This is a genomic window from Mesorhizobium sp. CA12 (assembly GCF_020165255.1).
In the GTDB taxonomy this organism is placed as follows: Bacteria; Pseudomonadota; Alphaproteobacteria; order Rhizobiales; family Rhizobiaceae; genus Mesorhizobium.
The window spans coordinates 120676-138180 of sequence record NZ_JAIUHT010000010.1; the positions used below are offsets into that span (position 1 = coordinate 120676).

Annotated in this window: 18 protein-coding genes; 10 read left to right on the forward strand and 8 right to left on the reverse strand. The window is 64.5% G+C overall.

Annotated elements, in window-relative coordinates:
* Positions 1-26 precede the first annotated feature (26 nt).
* Together LB520_RS18020 and LB520_RS18025 are read left to right on the forward strand one after the other, a co-directional pair.
* Positions 27-959 (forward strand): dimethylarginine dimethylaminohydrolase family protein, encoded by a 933-nt coding sequence (locus LB520_RS18020; protein ID WP_224638350.1) that lies wholly within the window; start codon positions 27-29, stop codon positions 957-959.
* Between the two features lie 168 nt (positions 960-1127).
* Positions 1128-1850, forward strand: a complete 723-nt coding sequence (locus LB520_RS18025) for a 3-keto-5-aminohexanoate cleavage protein (RefSeq protein ID WP_224638351.1) — start codon at positions 1128-1130, stop codon at positions 1848-1850.
* 139 nt (positions 1851-1989) lie between these two features.
* On the opposite strand, the gene LB520_RS18030 is transcribed toward LB520_RS18025, so the two are convergent.
* Together LB520_RS18030 and LB520_RS18035 are read right to left on the reverse strand one after the other, a co-directional pair.
* Complete coding sequence (locus LB520_RS18030; protein WP_095767112.1) at positions 1990-3048, reverse strand: Gfo/Idh/MocA family protein; 1059 nt, start codon at positions 3046-3048, stop codon at positions 1990-1992.
* 102 nt (positions 3049-3150) lie between these two features.
* Positions 3151-3936: a ThuA domain-containing protein gene (locus tag LB520_RS18035; RefSeq protein WP_224638352.1), complete on the reverse strand. Its 786-nt coding sequence runs from the start codon at positions 3934-3936 to the stop codon at positions 3151-3153.
* Positions 3937-4137: 201 nt separating this feature from the next.
* On the opposite strand from LB520_RS18035, the gene LB520_RS18040 reads away from it, so the two are divergent.
* Positions 4138-4893, forward strand: coding sequence for a DUF4239 domain-containing protein (locus LB520_RS18040; protein WP_224638353.1), 756 nt, complete (start codon positions 4138-4140; stop codon positions 4891-4893).
* A 2-nt stretch (positions 4894-4895) separates the two neighbouring features.
* Here the strand turns inward: LB520_RS18040 and LB520_RS18045 are convergent, their stop codons facing one another.
* The 4 genes from LB520_RS18045 to LB520_RS18060 all read right to left on the reverse strand — a co-directional run bounded on the left by LB520_RS18045 (position 4896) and on the right by LB520_RS18060 (position 11077).
* Complete coding sequence (locus tag LB520_RS18045; protein WP_224638354.1) at positions 4896-6137, reverse strand: glycosyltransferase; 1242 nt, start codon at positions 6135-6137, stop codon at positions 4896-4898.
* 243 nt (positions 6138-6380) lie between these two features.
* A complete protein-coding gene (locus LB520_RS18050; RefSeq protein WP_224638355.1) occupies positions 6381-7910 on the reverse strand; it encodes a tlde1 domain-containing protein in 1530 nt (509 codons plus the stop codon).
* Between the two features lie 612 nt (positions 7911-8522).
* Positions 8523-8987 carry a DUF2231 domain-containing protein gene (locus LB520_RS18055; RefSeq protein WP_224638356.1) on the reverse strand — a complete coding sequence of 155 codons (465 nt, stop codon included), beginning with the start codon at positions 8985-8987 and terminating at the stop codon, positions 8523-8525.
* A gap of 233 nt (positions 8988-9220) precedes the next feature.
* Positions 9221-11077 (reverse strand): DUF4396 domain-containing protein, encoded by a 1857-nt coding sequence (locus tag LB520_RS18060; RefSeq protein ID WP_224638357.1) that lies wholly within the window; start codon positions 11075-11077, stop codon positions 9221-9223.
* A 187-nt stretch (positions 11078-11264) separates the two neighbouring features.
* Here LB520_RS18060 and LB520_RS18065 point away from each other — a divergent pair, with 187 nt between their 5' ends.
* Both LB520_RS18065 and LB520_RS18070 read left to right on the forward strand, forming a co-directional pair.
* Complete coding sequence (locus LB520_RS18065) at positions 11265-12770, forward strand: multicopper oxidase family protein (RefSeq protein WP_224638358.1); 1506 nt, start codon at positions 11265-11267, stop codon at positions 12768-12770.
* Positions 12771-12796: 26 nt separating this feature from the next.
* Positions 12797-13330: a cytochrome c gene (locus LB520_RS18070; RefSeq protein WP_224638359.1), complete on the forward strand. Its 534-nt coding sequence runs from the start codon at positions 12797-12799 to the stop codon at positions 13328-13330.
* A gap of 217 nt (positions 13331-13547) precedes the next feature.
* On the opposite strand, the gene LB520_RS18075 is transcribed toward LB520_RS18070, so the two are convergent.
* Entirely contained in the window at positions 13548-13709 is a 162-nt protein-coding gene (locus LB520_RS18075; protein ID WP_224524829.1) for a hypothetical protein, read from the reverse strand.
* Positions 13710-13933: 224 nt separating this feature from the next.
* Between LB520_RS18075 and LB520_RS18080 the strand changes: the two genes are divergently transcribed.
* From LB520_RS18080 to LB520_RS18095, 4 genes are all read left to right on the forward strand, one after another.
* Entirely contained in the window at positions 13934-14356 is a 423-nt protein-coding gene (locus tag LB520_RS18080; protein WP_224543991.1) for a hypothetical protein, read from the forward strand.
* Positions 14357-14758: 402 nt separating this feature from the next.
* The gene (locus tag LB520_RS18085; protein ID WP_095767121.1) at positions 14759-14992 is read left to right on the forward strand and encodes a hypothetical protein; all 234 of its coding nucleotides are present in this window, start codon (positions 14759-14761) and stop codon (positions 14990-14992) included.
* Positions 14993-15141: 149 nt separating this feature from the next.
* Positions 15142-15288, forward strand: coding sequence for a hypothetical protein (locus tag LB520_RS18090; RefSeq protein WP_181174923.1), 147 nt, complete (start codon positions 15142-15144; stop codon positions 15286-15288).
* Between the two features lie 538 nt (positions 15289-15826).
* Positions 15827-16042, forward strand: a complete 216-nt coding sequence (locus LB520_RS18095) for a hypothetical protein (RefSeq protein ID WP_140846115.1) — start codon at positions 15827-15829, stop codon at positions 16040-16042.
* A 48-nt stretch (positions 16043-16090) separates the two neighbouring features.
* Here the strand turns inward: LB520_RS18095 and LB520_RS18100 are convergent, their stop codons facing one another.
* On the reverse strand, positions 16091-16507 hold the full coding sequence (locus LB520_RS18100; RefSeq protein WP_095767125.1) for a winged helix-turn-helix transcriptional regulator: 417 nt from the start codon (positions 16505-16507) through the stop codon (positions 16091-16093).
* Between the two features lie 97 nt (positions 16508-16604).
* Between LB520_RS18100 and LB520_RS18105 the strand changes: the two genes are divergently transcribed.
* Positions 16605-17492: an NmrA family NAD(P)-binding protein gene (locus LB520_RS18105; RefSeq protein WP_224638360.1), complete on the forward strand. Its 888-nt coding sequence runs from the start codon at positions 16605-16607 to the stop codon at positions 17490-17492.
* The last annotated feature ends 13 nt before the right edge of the window (positions 17493-17505 follow it).

A 17505-nucleotide genomic window follows, 5' to 3' on the forward strand; every position in this document is an offset into this window, starting at 1 on the left:
AAACAAACCATCCCGAGGAGAACACCATGACCGTCCATGACCGCATCGTCGCCGAGCCGTTCTCGCTGCAGCGCCGCAATCCCAATGGCGGCACCAAGCCGCTGACCGCCTGGGGCTTCGCCAACGAAACCGATGTGCTGACCGACGTGCTGCTCGGCTCGCCGAACTTCCTGCGCCACCTGTCGACCAGCTCGCTGTCACGCAAGCATCTGCGCGAGGCGCCCTGCAACATCCAGATCGCGCAGGCGCAGCACAAGGACCTTGTCGCGGCCTACGAGCATTTCGGCGTCAACCTCCACTGGCACGAGCCGACACCGGAACTGCCGATGCAGGTCTATTCGCGCGATTCCAGCGTGATGACTCCCTACGGCGCCTTCATCACCGCCATGGCCAACTGGTGGCGGCGCGGCGAGAATTATGCCGCCATCCGCACCTATGAGAAGCTCGGCATCCCTATCTACGACATGGTGACCGCCGGCACCTTCGAGGGCGGCGACTTCAACGTCATCGAGGAGGGTGTGGTGCTGATCGGCTGCGGCGGCGCCCGCACGCAGGAGGAGGGCGCCCGCCAGGTGCAGGCCTGGTTCGACAAGGAAGGCTGGGAGACGCGGCTCGCCTTCATCGACGAATATTACGTCCACATCGACCTGATGGTGGTGCCGATCGCCGAAAAGCTCACCGCCGTCTGCCTCGCCTGTACCGAGCCAGGCATCGTCGACTGGCTGAAGGGCAAGGGCCACGAGGTCATCGACGTGCCCTTCCAGGACACGATGGCGCTGGGTTGCAACTTCATGTCGCTCGGCAAGGACAGGGTGATCGCGCCGACGTCGAGCAAAACGCTGATCGAGAAGCTGAAGGCGCGCGGCTTTGAGGTCGCCGCTGTCGACATGAGCGAAATCTCCAAGACCGGCGGCGGCATCCACTGCATGGCGCAGGCCTTGAAGCGCGTGCCGGCATAACGGATTTCGAAGCTCGGCAATTGCCGGCAATGAAAGCTTATCCCCTGGCCGCCGGGCCAGGGGTATTTCTCTTGTAGGCCCGGCCTGTCAGGAGACTTCGCCATACCCGTTCCGATCATTCTGGCCCTGCGCTAGGCTCCGGCCAGCCGAAACAGGATTGCCGCAACGATGATCGTCCAGGCCTGCATCAACGGCGCCCGACCCGCCGACTTCCACCCCGCATTGCCGCTCGATCCCGAGGCGATGGCGCGCGACGCAGCAGCCTCGATCGCGGCGGGCGCGGCCGAGCTGCATGTCCATGCGCGCGGCGCCGACGGTCGGGAGAGCCTGGCGCCGGAGGCGATGGACAGCACGGTCGCGGCACTGCGCCGCGCCTGTCCGGGCACGCTGATCGGCGTTTCCACCGGCGCCTGGATCGAGAAGGACGATCTGCGTACGCTGGTCGCCATCTCTGGCTGGCACGAACTGCCCGACTATGCCTCGGTCAATCTCAGCGAGACGGCGGCCCCCGTCGTCATGGAAAGTCTGCGCCAGCGCGGCATCGGCATCGAGGCGGGGTTGGCCTCCATTGCCGACGCCGAGCGCCTGGTCGGCCTCGACCATGGCGGGCGGGTACTGCGCGTGCTGGTCGAGATTTCCGAGCAGGCGCTGGATGAAGCCTTTGCCGTGGCAGACGGCATCGAGACCGTGCTGGAGCGCGCCGGCATCCGCCGCTCCATCCTGCTGCACGGCGAGAACACCACGGTATGGCCGTTCGTGGAAAGGGCGGCTGCGCGGAAGCTGTCGACGCGGGTCGGGCTGGAGGACGGCAAGGAATTGCCGGACGGAAGCGTGGCGGACGGCAACGCCGCGCTGGTGGCTGCGGCGGTGGCGATTTACCGCGCTCGGTGATCTTGTTCCTCGCCTCCACGAAGTGGGGAGAGGTGGCTCGGCGAAGCCGAGACGGAGAGGGGGAGCGCCCTACGAAGACCCCCTCTCCGTCCGCTTCGCGGACACCTCTCCCCCGCCTTTGGCGGGGGCGAGGAAAGCGCTACTGCGTATCCGCGATGGCCCTCAACTCCGCCCGCTTCTCGTCCGACACCACGGCAAGGTCCAGCACCTTCTGCAGGCCCGCCGCGTGGCGGAAGGTCGGCTCGGTCTGCGCGCCGCTCTTCACCGCCTCGACAAAGCGCTGGTAGTTGGTCGGCACCGTGCCGGCGTCGAGCTCTTCCCATTTGGCGCTCTCGACATTGTCGCCGACGCAAGCCCTCAGCATCGAGCCCTCGAGATTGTGCACCACCTCGATGCCGCCCTTGTCGCCATGGATGCGCAGGCGCAACTCGTTGATGTGGCCGGTGGCCCAGCGGCTGGCATGCACCACGCCGAAGGCGCCGTTGGCGAAGTCGAGCGTCATGGCGAAACTGTCGTTGGCGTCGAGCTGGTACTCGCCGATGCGGTTGCCCGGCGCCTTGTCGAAGGCGCGCAGCCTGCAGAAGACATGGTCGATATCGAGCGCCGCGCCATAGCTGGCGAAATCGAGGATGTGGATGCCGACATCGCCGAGCACGCCGTTCGAGCCGTGGCCGCGCGACAGCCGCCACAGCCATTTCGGATCGGTGCGCCAGTCGCCCCAGAATTTCGACACCAGCCAGCTCTGCAGGTAGGACGCCTCGACATGGCGCACAGTGCCGATCTCGCCGGCCTGCACCATCCGGCGCGCCTTCTGCAACGCGGCGACGTTGCGATAGGTGAGATTGACCATGTTGACGATGCCGGCGGCTTCTGCGGCATCGGCCATTTCGTTGGCTTTGCGGAAATTTTCCGCCAGCGGCTTCTCGCACAGCACCGGCTTGCCGGCGGCGACCAGCGCCATGGTGGTCGGATGATGGATGCGGTCGGGCGTGACATTGGCAACCGCGTCGAAATCGCCCCAGTCGAGCGCCGCCTCCAGCGAGGTGAAGCGCTTCGGGATCTTGTAGGCGTCGGCATATTCGCCGACGCGGGCCGCATCGACATCGACGGCGCCGACGATGTCGACGCCCTCGATCGCGCCGAAGCGGCGGGCATGTTCCTGCGCCATCCAGCCGGTACCGAGTATCAAAAGCCGCATTTTTTGTCCCTTTGAGCGATTTGGTTCGATTCAATAACGGGGGGGAGAATGTGACCCGGGCGCTGTTTTGGCGCAATCCCAAACGAAGCGGAGAGGCGCTTTTTAGCGGAAACCGGCCTCGCCATGCGCATGCAGCTTGGGCCCGCGCTCCTCGATCGGCTCCAGCGCCTTTTCCACCGGCACGTTCGGCGCGTCGAGGATGGCGGGCTTCGCCCCTTGCGGGTTGTGCGCCCACTTCACCGCATTGCGCAGCACCTTCTGCACGGTGGCGTCGTGATAGGTCGGATAGGTTTCGTGTCCGGGGCGAAAGTAGAAGACATTGCCGGCGCCGCGCCGGTAGGTGAGGCCCGAGCGGAACACCTCGCCGCCCTGGAACCAGGAGATGAAGACGGTTTCCAGCGGCTCCGGCACGGCGAACTGCTCGCCATACATCTCCTCGTTCTCGAGCTCGAAGAACTCGCCGATGCCTTCGGCGATGGCATGGCTTGGGCTCGTCACCCAGAGCCGCTCGCGCTCGCCGGCCTCGCGCCACTTCAGCGTGCAGGGCGTGCCCATCAGCCGCTTGAAGATCTTCGAGAAATGGCCGGAATGCAGCACGATCAGCCCCATGCCTTCGAAGACCCTGCGCGCTACGCGTTCGACCACCTCGTCGGCCACCGCGCCATGATCCTTGTGACCCCACCAGACGAGCACGTCGGTTTCGGCAAGGCGGGATTGGGGCAGGCCGTGCTCCGGTTGCTCCAGCGTCGCGGTCGAGGCTGATATGCCTGCGTCGGTGTTCAACGCCGTGGCAATGGTCGCGTGCATGCCTTCCGGATAAATCGAGGCCACCACCTCATTGGTCCGCTCATGGATGTTCTCGCCCCAGACGACAGCGCGAATTGTCATGGATTGCCTCGTGAGTGATTGGGAGCCGCCCCGCGCCATAGATAGCGCCTTCGCCCGGCATTGGAAGCGGTTTTCGTAATGCGGTGAATGCCTGTGGAGTTATCAACCTGTGGTCTGCGCCGCTACGCTCCTTGCTTCGCGCTGGATGATGAGTTCGCGAGGCCGATTGGCAAGCTTCCCTTCCCGTGCGCAATATTGGCCATGGGCGAAGTGCTTGTAGGCGCAGCGATCTTTGCTTGTCTGGCCGGGGCCTCGCTGGTCAGCCTGATGGTGCACGAGCGTTTCCCTGCTCACCACCTTCAGGACGACACCAGCGCAGTGGTGCGGCTTGCCGCGAACCTGTTCGTGGTGCTGTCGTCACTTATGCTCGGCCTGATGATCAATTCAGCCAAGAACACATTCGAGGCCATAAACGGCAACGTCCACACCTTCGCCACCGATCTCATCCTGCTTGATCGAACGCTTCGACATTACGGACCGCAAGCGGACAGCGCCCGGCAATCGCTGACCGCATACGTCCAGCGCGTCGTCGACACCTCTGCCGCCGACAGCGACACGACCGTCGTCCCGAACAGGCTGGCGGAACTGCTGCTCAATCAGGTCGGCGACATTCTGGCGGGATTGACGCCGGCGGATGCCAGGCAGACCGCCACACAACAGGCCGCGACACAGCAACTGCAGAAACTGATCGAGCAGCGCTGGATACTGGCCGAACAGTCCGAGGGCGCCATACCCGCGCCACTGATCGTTCTGCTCGTCGCCTGGCTGACGCTGATCTTCGCCAGCTTCGGCTTCCGGGCGCCGCGCAACGGCACCATCGTCTTCACCTGCCTCGTTTCCGGGGCGCTGGTCGCCGCGGCGATCTATCTGATCGTCGACATGGACAGCCCATTCTCAGGCCCGATCCAGGTCTCGCCAGCGCCCCTGCAACGGGCGCTGGCTGAACTGACGCAATGAGTTTACCGGCCGGGCTGGCCGAGCAATTCGACCAGCAGTCTCGCCGCTGCCTTGGCGCCGTCGGTGCGGATCCTGCCGGCGATAGTGCCCGCGCGGGCGCCTGCCGCCAGCGCCGCCTCCAGCGCCGCCGACAGCGACTGCGCCGTCGGCATCGGACCGTCATGCGCGGCGCCGATGCCCAGCTCGGCCGCCCGTCTTGCCCAATAGGGCTGGTCTCCGATCTGCGGCACGATCACCTGCGGCGCTCCCGCCCGTGCGGCGGCGACGGTCGTGCCGGCGCCGCCGTGATGGATGACGGCGGCGACGCGGCCGAATAGGGCCTGCTGGTTGATCTCGCCGACGGCGAAGTAGTCGTCGCGATCGTCGACGGGGCCCAACTCTGCCCAGCCATGCGCGAGCACCGTACGGAGGCCCTTGGCGCGGATCGCCTCGATGGCGGCGGGGCCGGCTTCGTTCGCGACCGATATGGAACCGAAGCCGACATAGACCGGCCGCGGGCCGGCATCGAGGAAGGCTTTGAGCCCGTCGGGCAGGGGCCGCTCGTCCGGCAGGATGAAGGCGCCGGTCTGCACGACGTCGATCAGGTCCGAGCCCGGCCAAGGTCCCAGCGTCGGGTCGCAGGCGAGCAGGACGGGATTGCCGTAGACATAGTCCCGGACATTTTCCACCGGGGGCAGTCCGAGCGATGCGCGATGGCCGTTGATCGCCTCGCCGAAGAGGGCGTTCTTGGTCCGGATGTCCAGCTCCCACAGCAGCCGGTTGTCGGTCACGCCGGCCGGCAGCGGATGGCCCGGATATTCATGCGGCCGGTTGTGCGGCGAGGGCAGCCAGATGGGGCAGAACGTGCCGAGCATGTAACGCATGCCGCGTTGTTCCGCGACCAGCCGCGCGGCCGCGCAGGACGGGAAGAGGCCGAACGCCACCACTGCATCGCAGCCTTCGGCGGCCGCGCTCAGCGCCTCATATTGCCTGGCGACGATCTCGGCCGCCTGGCCGGAAATGAGCCGGGCCCGGTCCTCGGGCGAGGCCGATCGCGAGCGGTTGACCATTTCCTTCGCCCATTCGCGCACCGGCGCGAAGGCCGGTGCCAGCGTCACGCCGGCGCGGGCCAGAAGGGCGGCAAATTCCTCGTCGCCCGGCGCGCTGACCCTGGCCTCGACGCCATGCGCCTGCAACGCTGCGCCCAACGCCGCCAAAGGCTCGACGTCGCCGCGCGAGCCGTAAGTCGATAACAAGATACGCATTCCATGCTCCGTGTCGTTTTTCGGAGCAGCGTTGATACGCCATGGCCGGGGGCTTGCCGCAAGCCCGGGCTGCGCCATATCTACCTTCTGGGAAGGGTCGTTGTTGCGTCCTCGGTTGAGGTCGCGATCGCAATTCGAAGCGGCGACGACATACCAGCATCCGCGCGCATCGGCGCGAAGCCCTTCGGATCGGCAAGTGGGGATCGGCCAGTGCCGGCGACAAGCTCGCCGGCCGGATAGGGTTTAACCCTGGCGGCCTTCCTGGGCGACCCGGGTGGGGGAGCTTGTGAGGCGCGGGACGACGACGAGACGCTTGATCTTGCCGTTTTTGTAGGCGGCAAGGAAGCGGTGATAGTCCTTGAAGACGACGCAGCCATTGGATTCCGCACGGCCGCCGCGCAGCATATAGGTGTGCGCAAGCAGGCCGTTGCGGCCATATTTGTTGTTGCCGCTGGTCGGCGTGAGCCTGATTGCCTCGACCCCGTGAAAGCGCGACTCGCGCATCGACAGATTGTAGGTGTCGGGCGGCGTCGGGCCGACATTCTTGCGGTTGACGAAGCGCGGCTGGTCGACCATCGAGCCCAGCCCTGAATGCGCTTCCAGCTTCGAGCCGTCGGGCATGTAAACGGTCCTCGCCGAAATATCGTAGACGGCAACGCCATTGCCCGTCGTGGGGCCATTGAAAAGGTTGCGGAACGCGCTGCCGAGTCCGCCGCGCTCCGGCGTGTCCGGCTTGGCATAGGCGAGCATCTCGGACGCCTGCGCCTTGCGCTTGCCTGGCTTGGAGTCGGTCACGAGCGGTTTCGAACCTGTCACGCCCGGCAGGGCCTGGTCGCCGTTCCTCGGCGAGACCGCCGTCGGTGCGCCTTGCGCGGTATCGGCAGCGGCCGGCCGCGGCTTGGCCTTGGCAACCTGCGGCTTCGCGGCTTCGGGCTTCTGCGTCCTGGCGGCGTTTTCTTCGGGCGCTTCGGTGGCGCGTTCGAGCGTGGCGCGCGGGCGAAGGCCGGGCACGGCAATGGTGTCGGGCAGATCGTCCTGCGGCGGCAGCGAGGCGACCTGATACGTGCCGTCCTTGCCGTTGTCCGGTTTGGCGGCGACATCTGGCGCGTCGGCGTTTTCGAGCGCGACGGCGGTCGGAAGGTCGGCCGTGTCCTCCGGCGCTATGTTGGCAAGCGCCAGCGCCAAGTCGGAAGCGCCGGCGATTTCGGCCGGCCGCGAACCGAAGCGGGCTTCCGCCGGGGCGCCTGGCAGCGCGCCGCCGAAGCGGCTCGCCGAAGGCAGGCTGGCCAGCAGGAACGGCGCCTTCTCGGCGCGGGCAAAGGCATCGGCAAGCTTTTGCGGCGAAAGCGCGGCGCGCTTTACAACGCCGTCGAAGCGGTCGACGGCCCCGGCGGCCGAAGCCACCACGACGTTTTCATGCGCGACGCTATCCGGCGCCGGCAGCTTGAGGCGCGCCGTCTTGCCGGCGTGGCCTTCTTTCTTCAATTTTTCAGGAGCTTGGCCGTCATGCCTGAAGCTTGTCGCGAGGCTGAAGCAGCCGGAATCGCAGCCGCCGGTGAGCGAGCCTGCCTTGTAGCCGCCATTGACGGCAAGGTGCGGCGCCCAGGCGTTGGCGATCTGCCGGCGCTGGTCGCCAAGCGCGATGTTGCGCGGCGAAAGCAGGCCTTGCGGCAATCCGTTGGAAGCGGCGCTCAGCGAGGTGCTCACCGAATGGAGCCCCGCCAAGGTGGCGGCGGACCACAGCACGAGGGCGGCGCCGACAGCAGGCACCACGACCCAACGATGACCAGACTTTTGCGAAGTTACCCCCCCAAGAGGAGCGTCACCCCGGTTCTTCAAACGCAAAAACGCCATACGACCACTCTCAATCGGCATGCCGGTTTGCGGACCTGGCACCCGTCACGATCACAGTTCGCTGGTGCCCCCTGCACCTTCACGCGTCTGTTGCCGATTGATTCAAAAGATGGACAAAGTTGGTTAACCAATCCCTCCACCAATCGCCGATTTGGCGACGGTCCATACGAAAAAAGAGCCCTCCACGGTCTGCGCCACGGTAAAAATGCTCTTCCTCACCCGCTTTGCTGCCCGTTTTTCCGGCCTCTGTCAAGAAAACGTGAAGGCTGGAACCGCAGCATCTGCAGCCGGCTAGAGGCCGATTGGGGTCAAAATGCGACGGTCTGAAGAATTGCGGAACAAGCCAGTCGCAAAACCTTTGGACCAGGTTGTGGGGAGTGCTGGCGGCCGGCGCGGTCTCCTTATTGCGAGGATCGCCCTGAAAAGCCACCCGCTGACTGCGGGCGATCTGAACGCCAACCGACTGTCACAGCCTTGCCGTTACCGCGCTTGGAGCTGGTTGCCGACCGAGCAGCGACAAAGCCGGAAACGTCAGCGCCGTTCGTCAGGGCTGTCGGCGACGCCGACATGGTGGCGATAGACCATCTCCCAGCCCTTCCATCCGGTAAACAGAAGGATGAGAACCACGAGCAGGGACAGCGCGAGGCCGACCGGAATTACGGCTGCATCGCCATGGGCATAGCGCGAATACCAGTTGTAGAGCTGTATGAGAACGACCAGCACATTGCCGCCGGCGTGAAGCCATGCATCCTGAAGATTGCGGATCTGGTCATCGCCCAACACATCCGTCAGGCCGGCAACAGCGGCCAGGGCCGCCATGATCAGGCCGGCCCCGAGAAGCCAGAGCGAGCCACTTACCCAACCCGGGTTGCCGGTTCGCCAGAAGATCAGGTCGCAGAAGAAAGTTGCGACGAAAAACGCGATGGGAAAGGGGATCAGCATCGGGTGGATCGGATGGCCGCCGATGCTTGCCGTGCTGCGCGGATAGTGGGTCATGGCGACGCCTCCAAGCTAGCTGGGCCGACCGTCCCTGACCAACGGAGCTGGCCAGCCGCGACAGAGAACATGAAACGCCGGCGGCGGTGGAATGTTCCATTGCGCACCGGCCGCTCGCAGCGCCGCGCCGACGCCTTTGCGCCGATGAACCGCGAAGCTCGGCTGTTTGTCGGCAGAAGCTTTTGGGTGCTCGGTTCGGTCCCCAATGTAGCCGACCGACGGTCCGGTCTTCATCAGCGAACGTCGATGACGACCATCAGACCGCCGCCGCCCTTCTCCTCGGCATTGTTATTCGTGGTGTGATGCGGGATGTGGCAGTGAATCAGCCACTTGCCCGGACGCCTCGCTGTCCAGACGACGTCATATCGCTGGCCCGGTCCGACATTGACCGTATCGGCAAGAAAACGTGCGGCGACGGGAATCGTCTCGCCGTCGCGGGCGACCACTTCGAACGGGCCGCCATGGATGTGCATCGGGTGTATGAAGCCGTTGTTGCTGCCGATGAAGCGGACCTTTAGCGTCTCGCCGACCTTCATATGGATCGTATCGGTCGACGGATAGGCCTTGCCGTTGATGGTGAAAAAGTTCGGCATGCCGCCGTCCATCGGCATCGATGGATAGGTCAAGCCTTCCCGGACCAGCCATTCCTGCAGCTCGATGACATAGTCGTGGTCGGCGGCGACCTCGTCGGCGGGATTGGCGGGATCGATGATCAGCGCGCCATAGAGGCCGAGCGCCTGGGTGCGGTCGGGCTTGGCGTGCGGATGATAGAAGTAAGTGCCGTGCTGGGTGGCGGTGAACTCGTAGGAATAGGTCTGCCCGGGCTCGATCGGCGCTTGGGTGATCTCGGCCGGCCCGTCCATCTGATTGGGCAGGACCAGGCCATGCCAGTGCACCGTTGTTTCCTCCGGCAAGGCGTTGGTGACGTTGATGCGCACCCGGTCGCCCTGACGGATATGGATGCGTGGGCCTGGAATCTGGCCGTTATAGGCATAGGCGTCGACCGTCACGTCCGGCAGGATGTGCCAGCGGATCACCGACGGCCTCAGCTCGAACACCTTCACGCCGTTTTCCATGCGGAACGGCAGGTCTTGGTCGCCCTTCGCAGCCAGACCGTAAGACGCGCTCACCAGCCGAGGATCGGCCGCCGCCATGTCGCGCATGGTATCGGCCGGCGTGTCACGGTCCATGATCATGCCCTGAGGCATGATCACTCCGCCGACGTCGCGGGCCGAGAGCCTGAGGTTCAGCCAGTTCGCAGGCGCCGCCATGCCGATCGCCAGGGCGAGCGCAGACACCGTACCGAGCGCCGCGATTTGCGGTGTGGTCGCGTCGGAGCGCATGTGATGGCCGGCGGCGCGCTGTTCGCCCGCCGGTTCGTGGCCCTGCCGGGCATGGCCGTGCCCGCTCGCTTCGGCCGGTTGCGGGCGCTCGGTCATCAGCCCGTGCTTGAGGCCGCGCGCGACCAGCCAGACATTGGCGGGATAGGCCAGCGTGAAGCCGGCGATGACGCCCAGCGACATCACGCCCCAGAACAGAAGTTCGGTGGGCTCCATGGCGCGCATGTCGCGGCCCATCATCAGAAAGCTCATGACCGGCGCCATGCCGGCCATCATGAAGTTCATAGAGATGAACTCGGGCAGGAAGCTCTTCTTCACATTTTCCCAATAGCTGCCGCCCATCATCGATTTCATGAACAGCGATTGGAAGATGAACAGGCCGAAGGCGAAGCCGGCGAGATATTCGACGATGAGGTCGAGCCACATCGGCAGGCCGAGCGTGGCGGTGACGACCGCGGCAAGGATGATCCCGGTGGCGTCGCCGGCGACACAGTGAATGGTCGAGCCGATGCCCTGCTTCCAAAGAGGCTTTGTGAAGGCCTCATGCTCGCCGAGGCGCGGTTCCTTGTCGGCCAGCACATAAAGCAGCAGGCCGAGCGGGCCCATATAGAGCGTCACCAGGATGAAGCCCCATTTCATCACCACCGGCTCGGGATTGTTGCGGTATTGGTCGAACCCGACATAGAGCGTCGAAGCGGCCGCGAGCACGAACCAGGCAACGAGGAAATAATCGATCGGTTGGATGAGCATGATGTGGCCTCTGCTCGATGAAACGGCTGGTTGCATCCCCGCGGATGAACGCGGCCGGGGCCACTACGATCCATCTTGCGGAATTTCCGGCTCCAGCCTCGATCGAGCTTGACCTTCCAGCAACTGGAACCCTTAGCGTCGGCGCGAGGCCTGCGGCGGGCTCTCAATCGAGATCGAGGAGCGAAAAATGCATCGACGCGGTTTTCTGGCGGCAAGCCTGGCGACGGTTCTGGCGAGCCCGCGCGCGCTGGCGCAGATGAAGACGGACGGCATGTCGAACATGCGCGGTATGGACCATGCCGGCCATGACATGGGCGCGATGGGTCAAGGCCCCGTGGCGCTGCCCCAGAACCAGCCCTTGCGCGAATTGCCGCTGCTGGCGAATGAAGCGGCCGGGCCCGGTCTGTTCAAGGCGAGGCTGACAGCAGAGTCGGCCACGGCGCGCTTTGCCGCCGACCGGGACACGCCGATTCTTGCTTATAACGGGATCAGCCCAGGACCGCTGATCGAGACCCAGGAGGGCGATCGCGTCGAGATCACCTTCGCGAACCGGATCGAGGGCGAGCCAAGCACCATCCACTGGCATGGCATGCCGGTGCCGGCGGACCAAGATGGCAATCCGATGGACCCGGTGGCGGCGGGCGCCGACCGTGTCTACGCCTTCGACCTGCCTGAAGGCTCGGCCGGCTCCTATTGGTATCATCCGCATCCGCATGGTCGGACGGCCGAGCAGGTTTATCGCGGCCTTGCCGGTGCGTTCGTCGTCAAGGCCAAGGCCGATCCGATTCCGGCCGCCTATGGAGACACCACGCTCTTCCTAACCGACCTTCGCCTCGCCGCCGACGGTTCAATGCCCGAAAACACCATGACCGACATGATGAATGGCCGCGTCGGCGATCACGTGCTGGTCAACGGCCAGAAGAACCCGCGGCTCGCCGTGGCAATGGGCACGAAACGGCGCTTGCGGCTCTACAATGCCACCAATGCGCGCTTCCTGAGGCTTGCTTTCGTCAACGCGGCAATGACGCTGATCGGCAGCGACGGCGGCCTGATTGAGGCGCCGGTGGCGGCCGACGAGATCCTGCTCAGCCCGGCCGAGCGCGTCGAGCTGGTCGTCGCTTTCGACAAGGGGACAGCAACCCTCACCACGCTCGACTACGACCGCGGCTGGATGGGGCCGGGCCGGCCGGAGGACAAGGGGCTCGCCCTGCTGACAGCCGACGTCTCGGACACGCAGGCCGAGCCGATGCCGCCGCTGCCCGAGCGGCTGCGGCCGATCGCGCGATTTGGCCAGCCGACGGTTAGCCGCCGTCTCGTCTTCACCGAGACCATGGCGATGAAGCCCACCGGTATGGAGATGGGTTTTCTGATCAACGGCATGGCGTTCGACATGGGGCGCATCGATATCGTCGCCAAGGCCGGTGACACCGAGCTCTGGGAGATCGTCAACCAGGCCGACATGGACCATCCTTTCCATCTCCACGGCACACAGTTCCAGCTCATCGAGCGCGAGCGCGACGGCAAGGTCTCGAAGCCGCCCTATCTGGCGTGGAAGGACACGGTCAACGTGGCGCGCGGGGAGACGGTGCGGCTCGTCACGCGCCAGGAGCGGCCAGGGACGCGCATGTATCACTGCCACATCCTCGAGCATGAGCAGCTGGGTATGATGGGCGTCATCGACGTGCAGGCATGAAGTCTGGCATCGTTTGCGCGGCGGCAATGCTGGCCCTCGCCGTGTTGCCGGTAGCCGCACCGTCGCTGGCTCGGGACCCGGACAACGCGATCGTTACGACGCGCCAGACCGCGATGAAGGAGATGGCGGCCGCAGCCAAGGCGATCGCCGAGATGTTCGACGGCAAGCGCGCCTATGGACGGGCGGCCTTCAAGGCAGCGGCGGGCACACTCAGCGCCCGCACCGGCGGTGCTCTGATTGCAGAATTCCCGCGGGGCACAGTTGGCGCGCCGTCGGCCGCCAAACCGGAGATCGACCAGGCCCGGCCGGAGTTCGAGGCGCTCGCCCGCCATATCGGCCGGCTTGCCAATGCGCTCGCCGCCAAGGCCGGGAACGCGCCCGCCGAGATTACTGCCGACATGCGAATGACGGGACCGCCCGTAGACGGCGGCAGCCTGCTTGGCAAGCGCCCGGGCCTCGCCGAGGCAGATCCGGCAAAAATGCCGGTGGAGCATCTCCTGCACCTCATTCTGCAGGACTGCACGAGCTGCCATTCGAAGTTCCGGCGGAAAGTCGAATGAGGCCGGACGCGTTCAGTTGCAAGACCTGTGGCCAGGCGGCGAGGGGTTCGGCGGTAGTCGGCTTGCCCCAAAAGAAGTCACCCTTGCCGCACGCGGGGCGCCTCGGTGCGGCCCAGGACAGTCAACCCGATCTCACTGGCCCCGGAGCCGCGCGAAATCGTCGAGGATTGCTGGGCGCTCGCCCCAGCTTGGTCGGGCCTTGGTGCTCGCCAGTCATTCACTTGCTGCCTTGCTGTACTGCCCCGGGCACGATCAGAGCGCCCTGGTCAGGTCCCGAAAATTTGAAGCCGATAAAAAACAGGACGATGATGAGAACGCAGATTGCCAGCACCGTGACGAGGGTCCTTCTCGGGTTTTCGGCTGGCGGTCTGTCTTCCATGGCAATTCGCCTCGGACTCTAAACTCGGCGACAATGCCGGGGTTCCCAACGCCGCGCCGACCAACGGACTGGCCGAACCACGTCAGGACGCGGCTTTTAGCGGAATGTTCCTAACCAATACGGTGCGGGCCTGCGCTTCCGAATTCCCAGCATCATACTTGCGTCTGTGCTAATATATAACGATTACGCACTTTCGTGCGTAGCCAACATATTGGGAGGATGCGATGAAAACCATGAATCGCAGGTCTGCAATTGCTCTCAGCATGACGGCCGCCGCGGTCACGCCCTTTTTCACCCTGATGGCATCCGCAAAGACCAAGAAATACGGTCCGAAGGATGGCAAGGAGATAGCGCCCGGCATCAGAGTGGTTGAGGTAGGCACCGGCAATTCCGACATTCCCGCCTACAAGAGCATTTCAATTGTCGACGTTGTCTTCCAGCCCGGAGCGCACGCGCCCGCAATGGTGATGGACAACGACATGGTATGCACGATTACGTCGGGCGCTTTCACGATCAAGAAAAAGGACAAGGAATTCAAGCTCAAGGAAGGCGACATGTACACCTGTTCCAAGGGCAAGACCGACGAGGCGACGAATACAAGCAAGGAGGTGGGCGTGCATCGCATCGCAGTCTTGATACCTGCCTAGCAGGATGGCATCCGGCCGGACGATCGGTTGCCACGCCAGTCCAGCCGAGGCTTGGGAAAATTCGCGCGGAAGACGATGCGCGAGGCGCGCCTTAACCGAACCAGGGACCAACCTCGTCTTGCCGCTGAGTTGTGCGCCCAAGGTCAGTGCTTGCGAGACATTGCGGAGCGCCGCCTCCATCAAGGCGGCGCCGGCGGGGCCAAGGGCCAGCCGGGCGATGACCGCGGCGACATGGACGCATTGTGAACAATCCCCTCCAGGCCGCCGTAGCGTCTGCCGGCGGCTTGGCGCCGCCTCGCGATACTGAGAGAGGCGGCTCCGAGTCCGCCAGGGGCATCACAAAAATGACGCGCTCTCACCGCTATATGCTAGGCTGGATGCGCTAAAGCAGGGTTCATCATTATGGATGCCAGCGAATTGCAGGCCATAGGCGATACGCTGATGCGCGTCGTCACACCCGATATGAAACCGAAAGACCTGCTCAAGGCGGTGCGAAAACTGCATCCCGACGCCAAGAAGAGGGATATTGCCCGCGCGGCCTTCCACGCCATTATCGCCAACGCCGACCAGGATCCCGGCAAGTCGCGCAACCTTCAGGCCTTCGCGCTTGCCGAGCGTACCCAGCAATCGGAATAAATTGCCGCGAATTGTAGTTTTGGGCTTGCCGGAAATTTAATAAGCGTCTCTAATTTAATGGCTCAGCCGGCAGCCGGAGCCAATTCCAGGAAAAAGTGTGTCACGGTTTTCCGTCCGGAATTACCCCAGCCCTAACCGGTAATGAGCCCATGACCAAGAACCTCGGCAATGCCAAACCCAGCGCTCCTGCCAAGGAGATGAACCCCTCGCTGTTCGGCAAGGCCGCGCCGGCATTGTTTCCGCTGGTCGTCGCGGCGCTTGGCTATCTCATCGGCCGGCATTTCTTCGGCTTTTGACGGCCGGCGTCCGGCACGCTATTTCCAGCCGGCCCAAGTACAATTGTCGTCTCGACCATCCTCCTTGCAGCTTTGGTCCTAGGGCCTAGGTCGTTCTTGTCCTTGGCCGGGCCCAAGCGCATGCTGGTGGGAGCCGGCGGCCTCGCAAACTCCGGTCAGGCCCGGCCGCCGAACCCAGTATCACCCCCCCAAAGGCTGCCGGGCCGCCGCCATCCGGCGAATTCTTCCGCGCTGGTCCACGGCCAACTGCCGCACTGCCTAAATCTGCAGTACCGCTCGGACGCCTTCGAATTCCGTTGCTGCATCGTCTCGCAGACCGAACGCCATGTCGAAGTCGAACTCGGCTGCACCTAGGCGCAATGGCATGTCTTCGCCGCCACGCTCGCTTTTATTCGTGAAACTCGCAAATATGCCGAATAACGGCGGGTGCTCTTGCACTAAAGAACAATAAGCCACGCTTTTCGGCAATTCCAGACGCGCTAGATTGTATTGCGGGTCGAAGATAGGCAGTTCTTCGAATGAAGAGCAGGAGCTGTATATGGTAACAAGCGAGCCAGACAGTGTCCGCGTAAAAACCGTTAACGGCCAATGGATCGTGCGCGTCGTCGACGGCGGCAGGCTGAAGCAGCAAGTGTTCGACATTCACGCGCAGGCCGAGATCTTCGCCGAGGAGGAGCGGCTGCGACTGGGGCTGCCGGGCGAGCCGCCGGCCGAAGAGCCGGTCCGACCGCTCCCACACGGGCGGGCTCGCTGACGGGCGAGGAGTAGCCGGGCCGCGCCAATCGCCGAGGTCGGAACAGACCTATCCCTGGTGCTCGGCTCTGAGCCTCTCTTTCATCCGTTCAAGCGCCGGCGGACCGCCGGCCGCCAGATCGTTGGCGACCCGGGCCAACTTATCGTCGGCCTTGCGGTATTTGCTGCCCCAGGCGCCGAGCGTTGCCAGAACCGGCAAAAGGTCGATGCCGGCCTCGGTCAGCCGGTAGATCGCCTTCAGACCGTGGCTCGGGTCGTCGCTGCGGGTGAGAATGCCTTCGTCGACCAGCGTCTGCAGCCGCTCGGCCAGCGTGCGCGACGAGATGCCTTCGTCGGATTGCAGGAACTCGCGAAAGTGCCTTTTCCCGGCGAAGGCCAGGTCGCGAATGATGAGCAGCGTCCAGCGGTCGCCGAGTAGTTCGAGCGAGAGGCTGATCGGGCAGCCGGATCGTTCCTTGGTCGACATCAGTATGGTTCCATTTTTAAATCACTTTACTATTGACATCGTTCTTGCCTTGCGTCAAATGGTTCCAGAAGTAAATCATTTGAGAGAGGAGATCGATATGAACCGGCAAGTCAAGCGTACGGTGGTGGTCGTCGGCGCAACCGGCGAAGTGGGCGCCGAGGTCTCGGCCAGACTGACCGGGGCAGGGCATAAGGTGCGCGGCATCGCCCGGAGCCTCGGCGTCGCACTCGACGATCAGGCGGCGCTCGACGCCGCCTTCTCGGGTGCCGACAGCGCTTACGTGATGATCCCCTTCGATGTCACCGCGCCCGATCTGCATCGTTTTGAGGACGAGGTCGGCGCACGGCTGGCAGCCTCGATCGCCAAGGCGGGCCTGCGCCGGATCGTGCTGCTCAGCGGCCTCAATGCCCATCTCAGGATGGGCACTTCGCTTGGCGCTGCGCTGATGGAAGAGCGGCTCGCAGTGCTGGGCCTGGAGGAACTCGTTTATCTGCGCGCCTCCTTCTTCATGGAGAATTTCGTCAAGGGCATGGGCTTCGTCGAGCAGGCGGCGTCCGGCGTCTTCGCCTCGCCATTCCGCGGCGACCTGCCGATGCCGCTGATTGCCGCCAAGGACGTTGGCGAACGCGCCGCCGCTCTATTGAGTGCCGAACACTTTCCGATCCAGCGCGTTGTCGAATTGCACGGCGGCGGCTCCTACACGCTCGAACAGGCTACCGCGACCCTGGGCAGGGCGATCGGCAAGGAGGTCGCCTACCATGAAGCGCCGTTCGCCGATGCGCGGGCCGGTATGGTCGCCAATGGCATATCGGCGAGTTTTGCCGATGCGCTGGGCGAGACGGCGGCAAGCTTCAACAGAGGCGAGCGCTGGGCGCTGGAAGCACCCTCAGCCGAAAATGCCACCCCGACCAGCTTCGAAGCCTGGGCGCAGGCTTTCGCCCGTTCGCCCGCCGCGGCCCGAGTCGTCACAGGCAGCAATTCCTGACCAGGGAGACCGG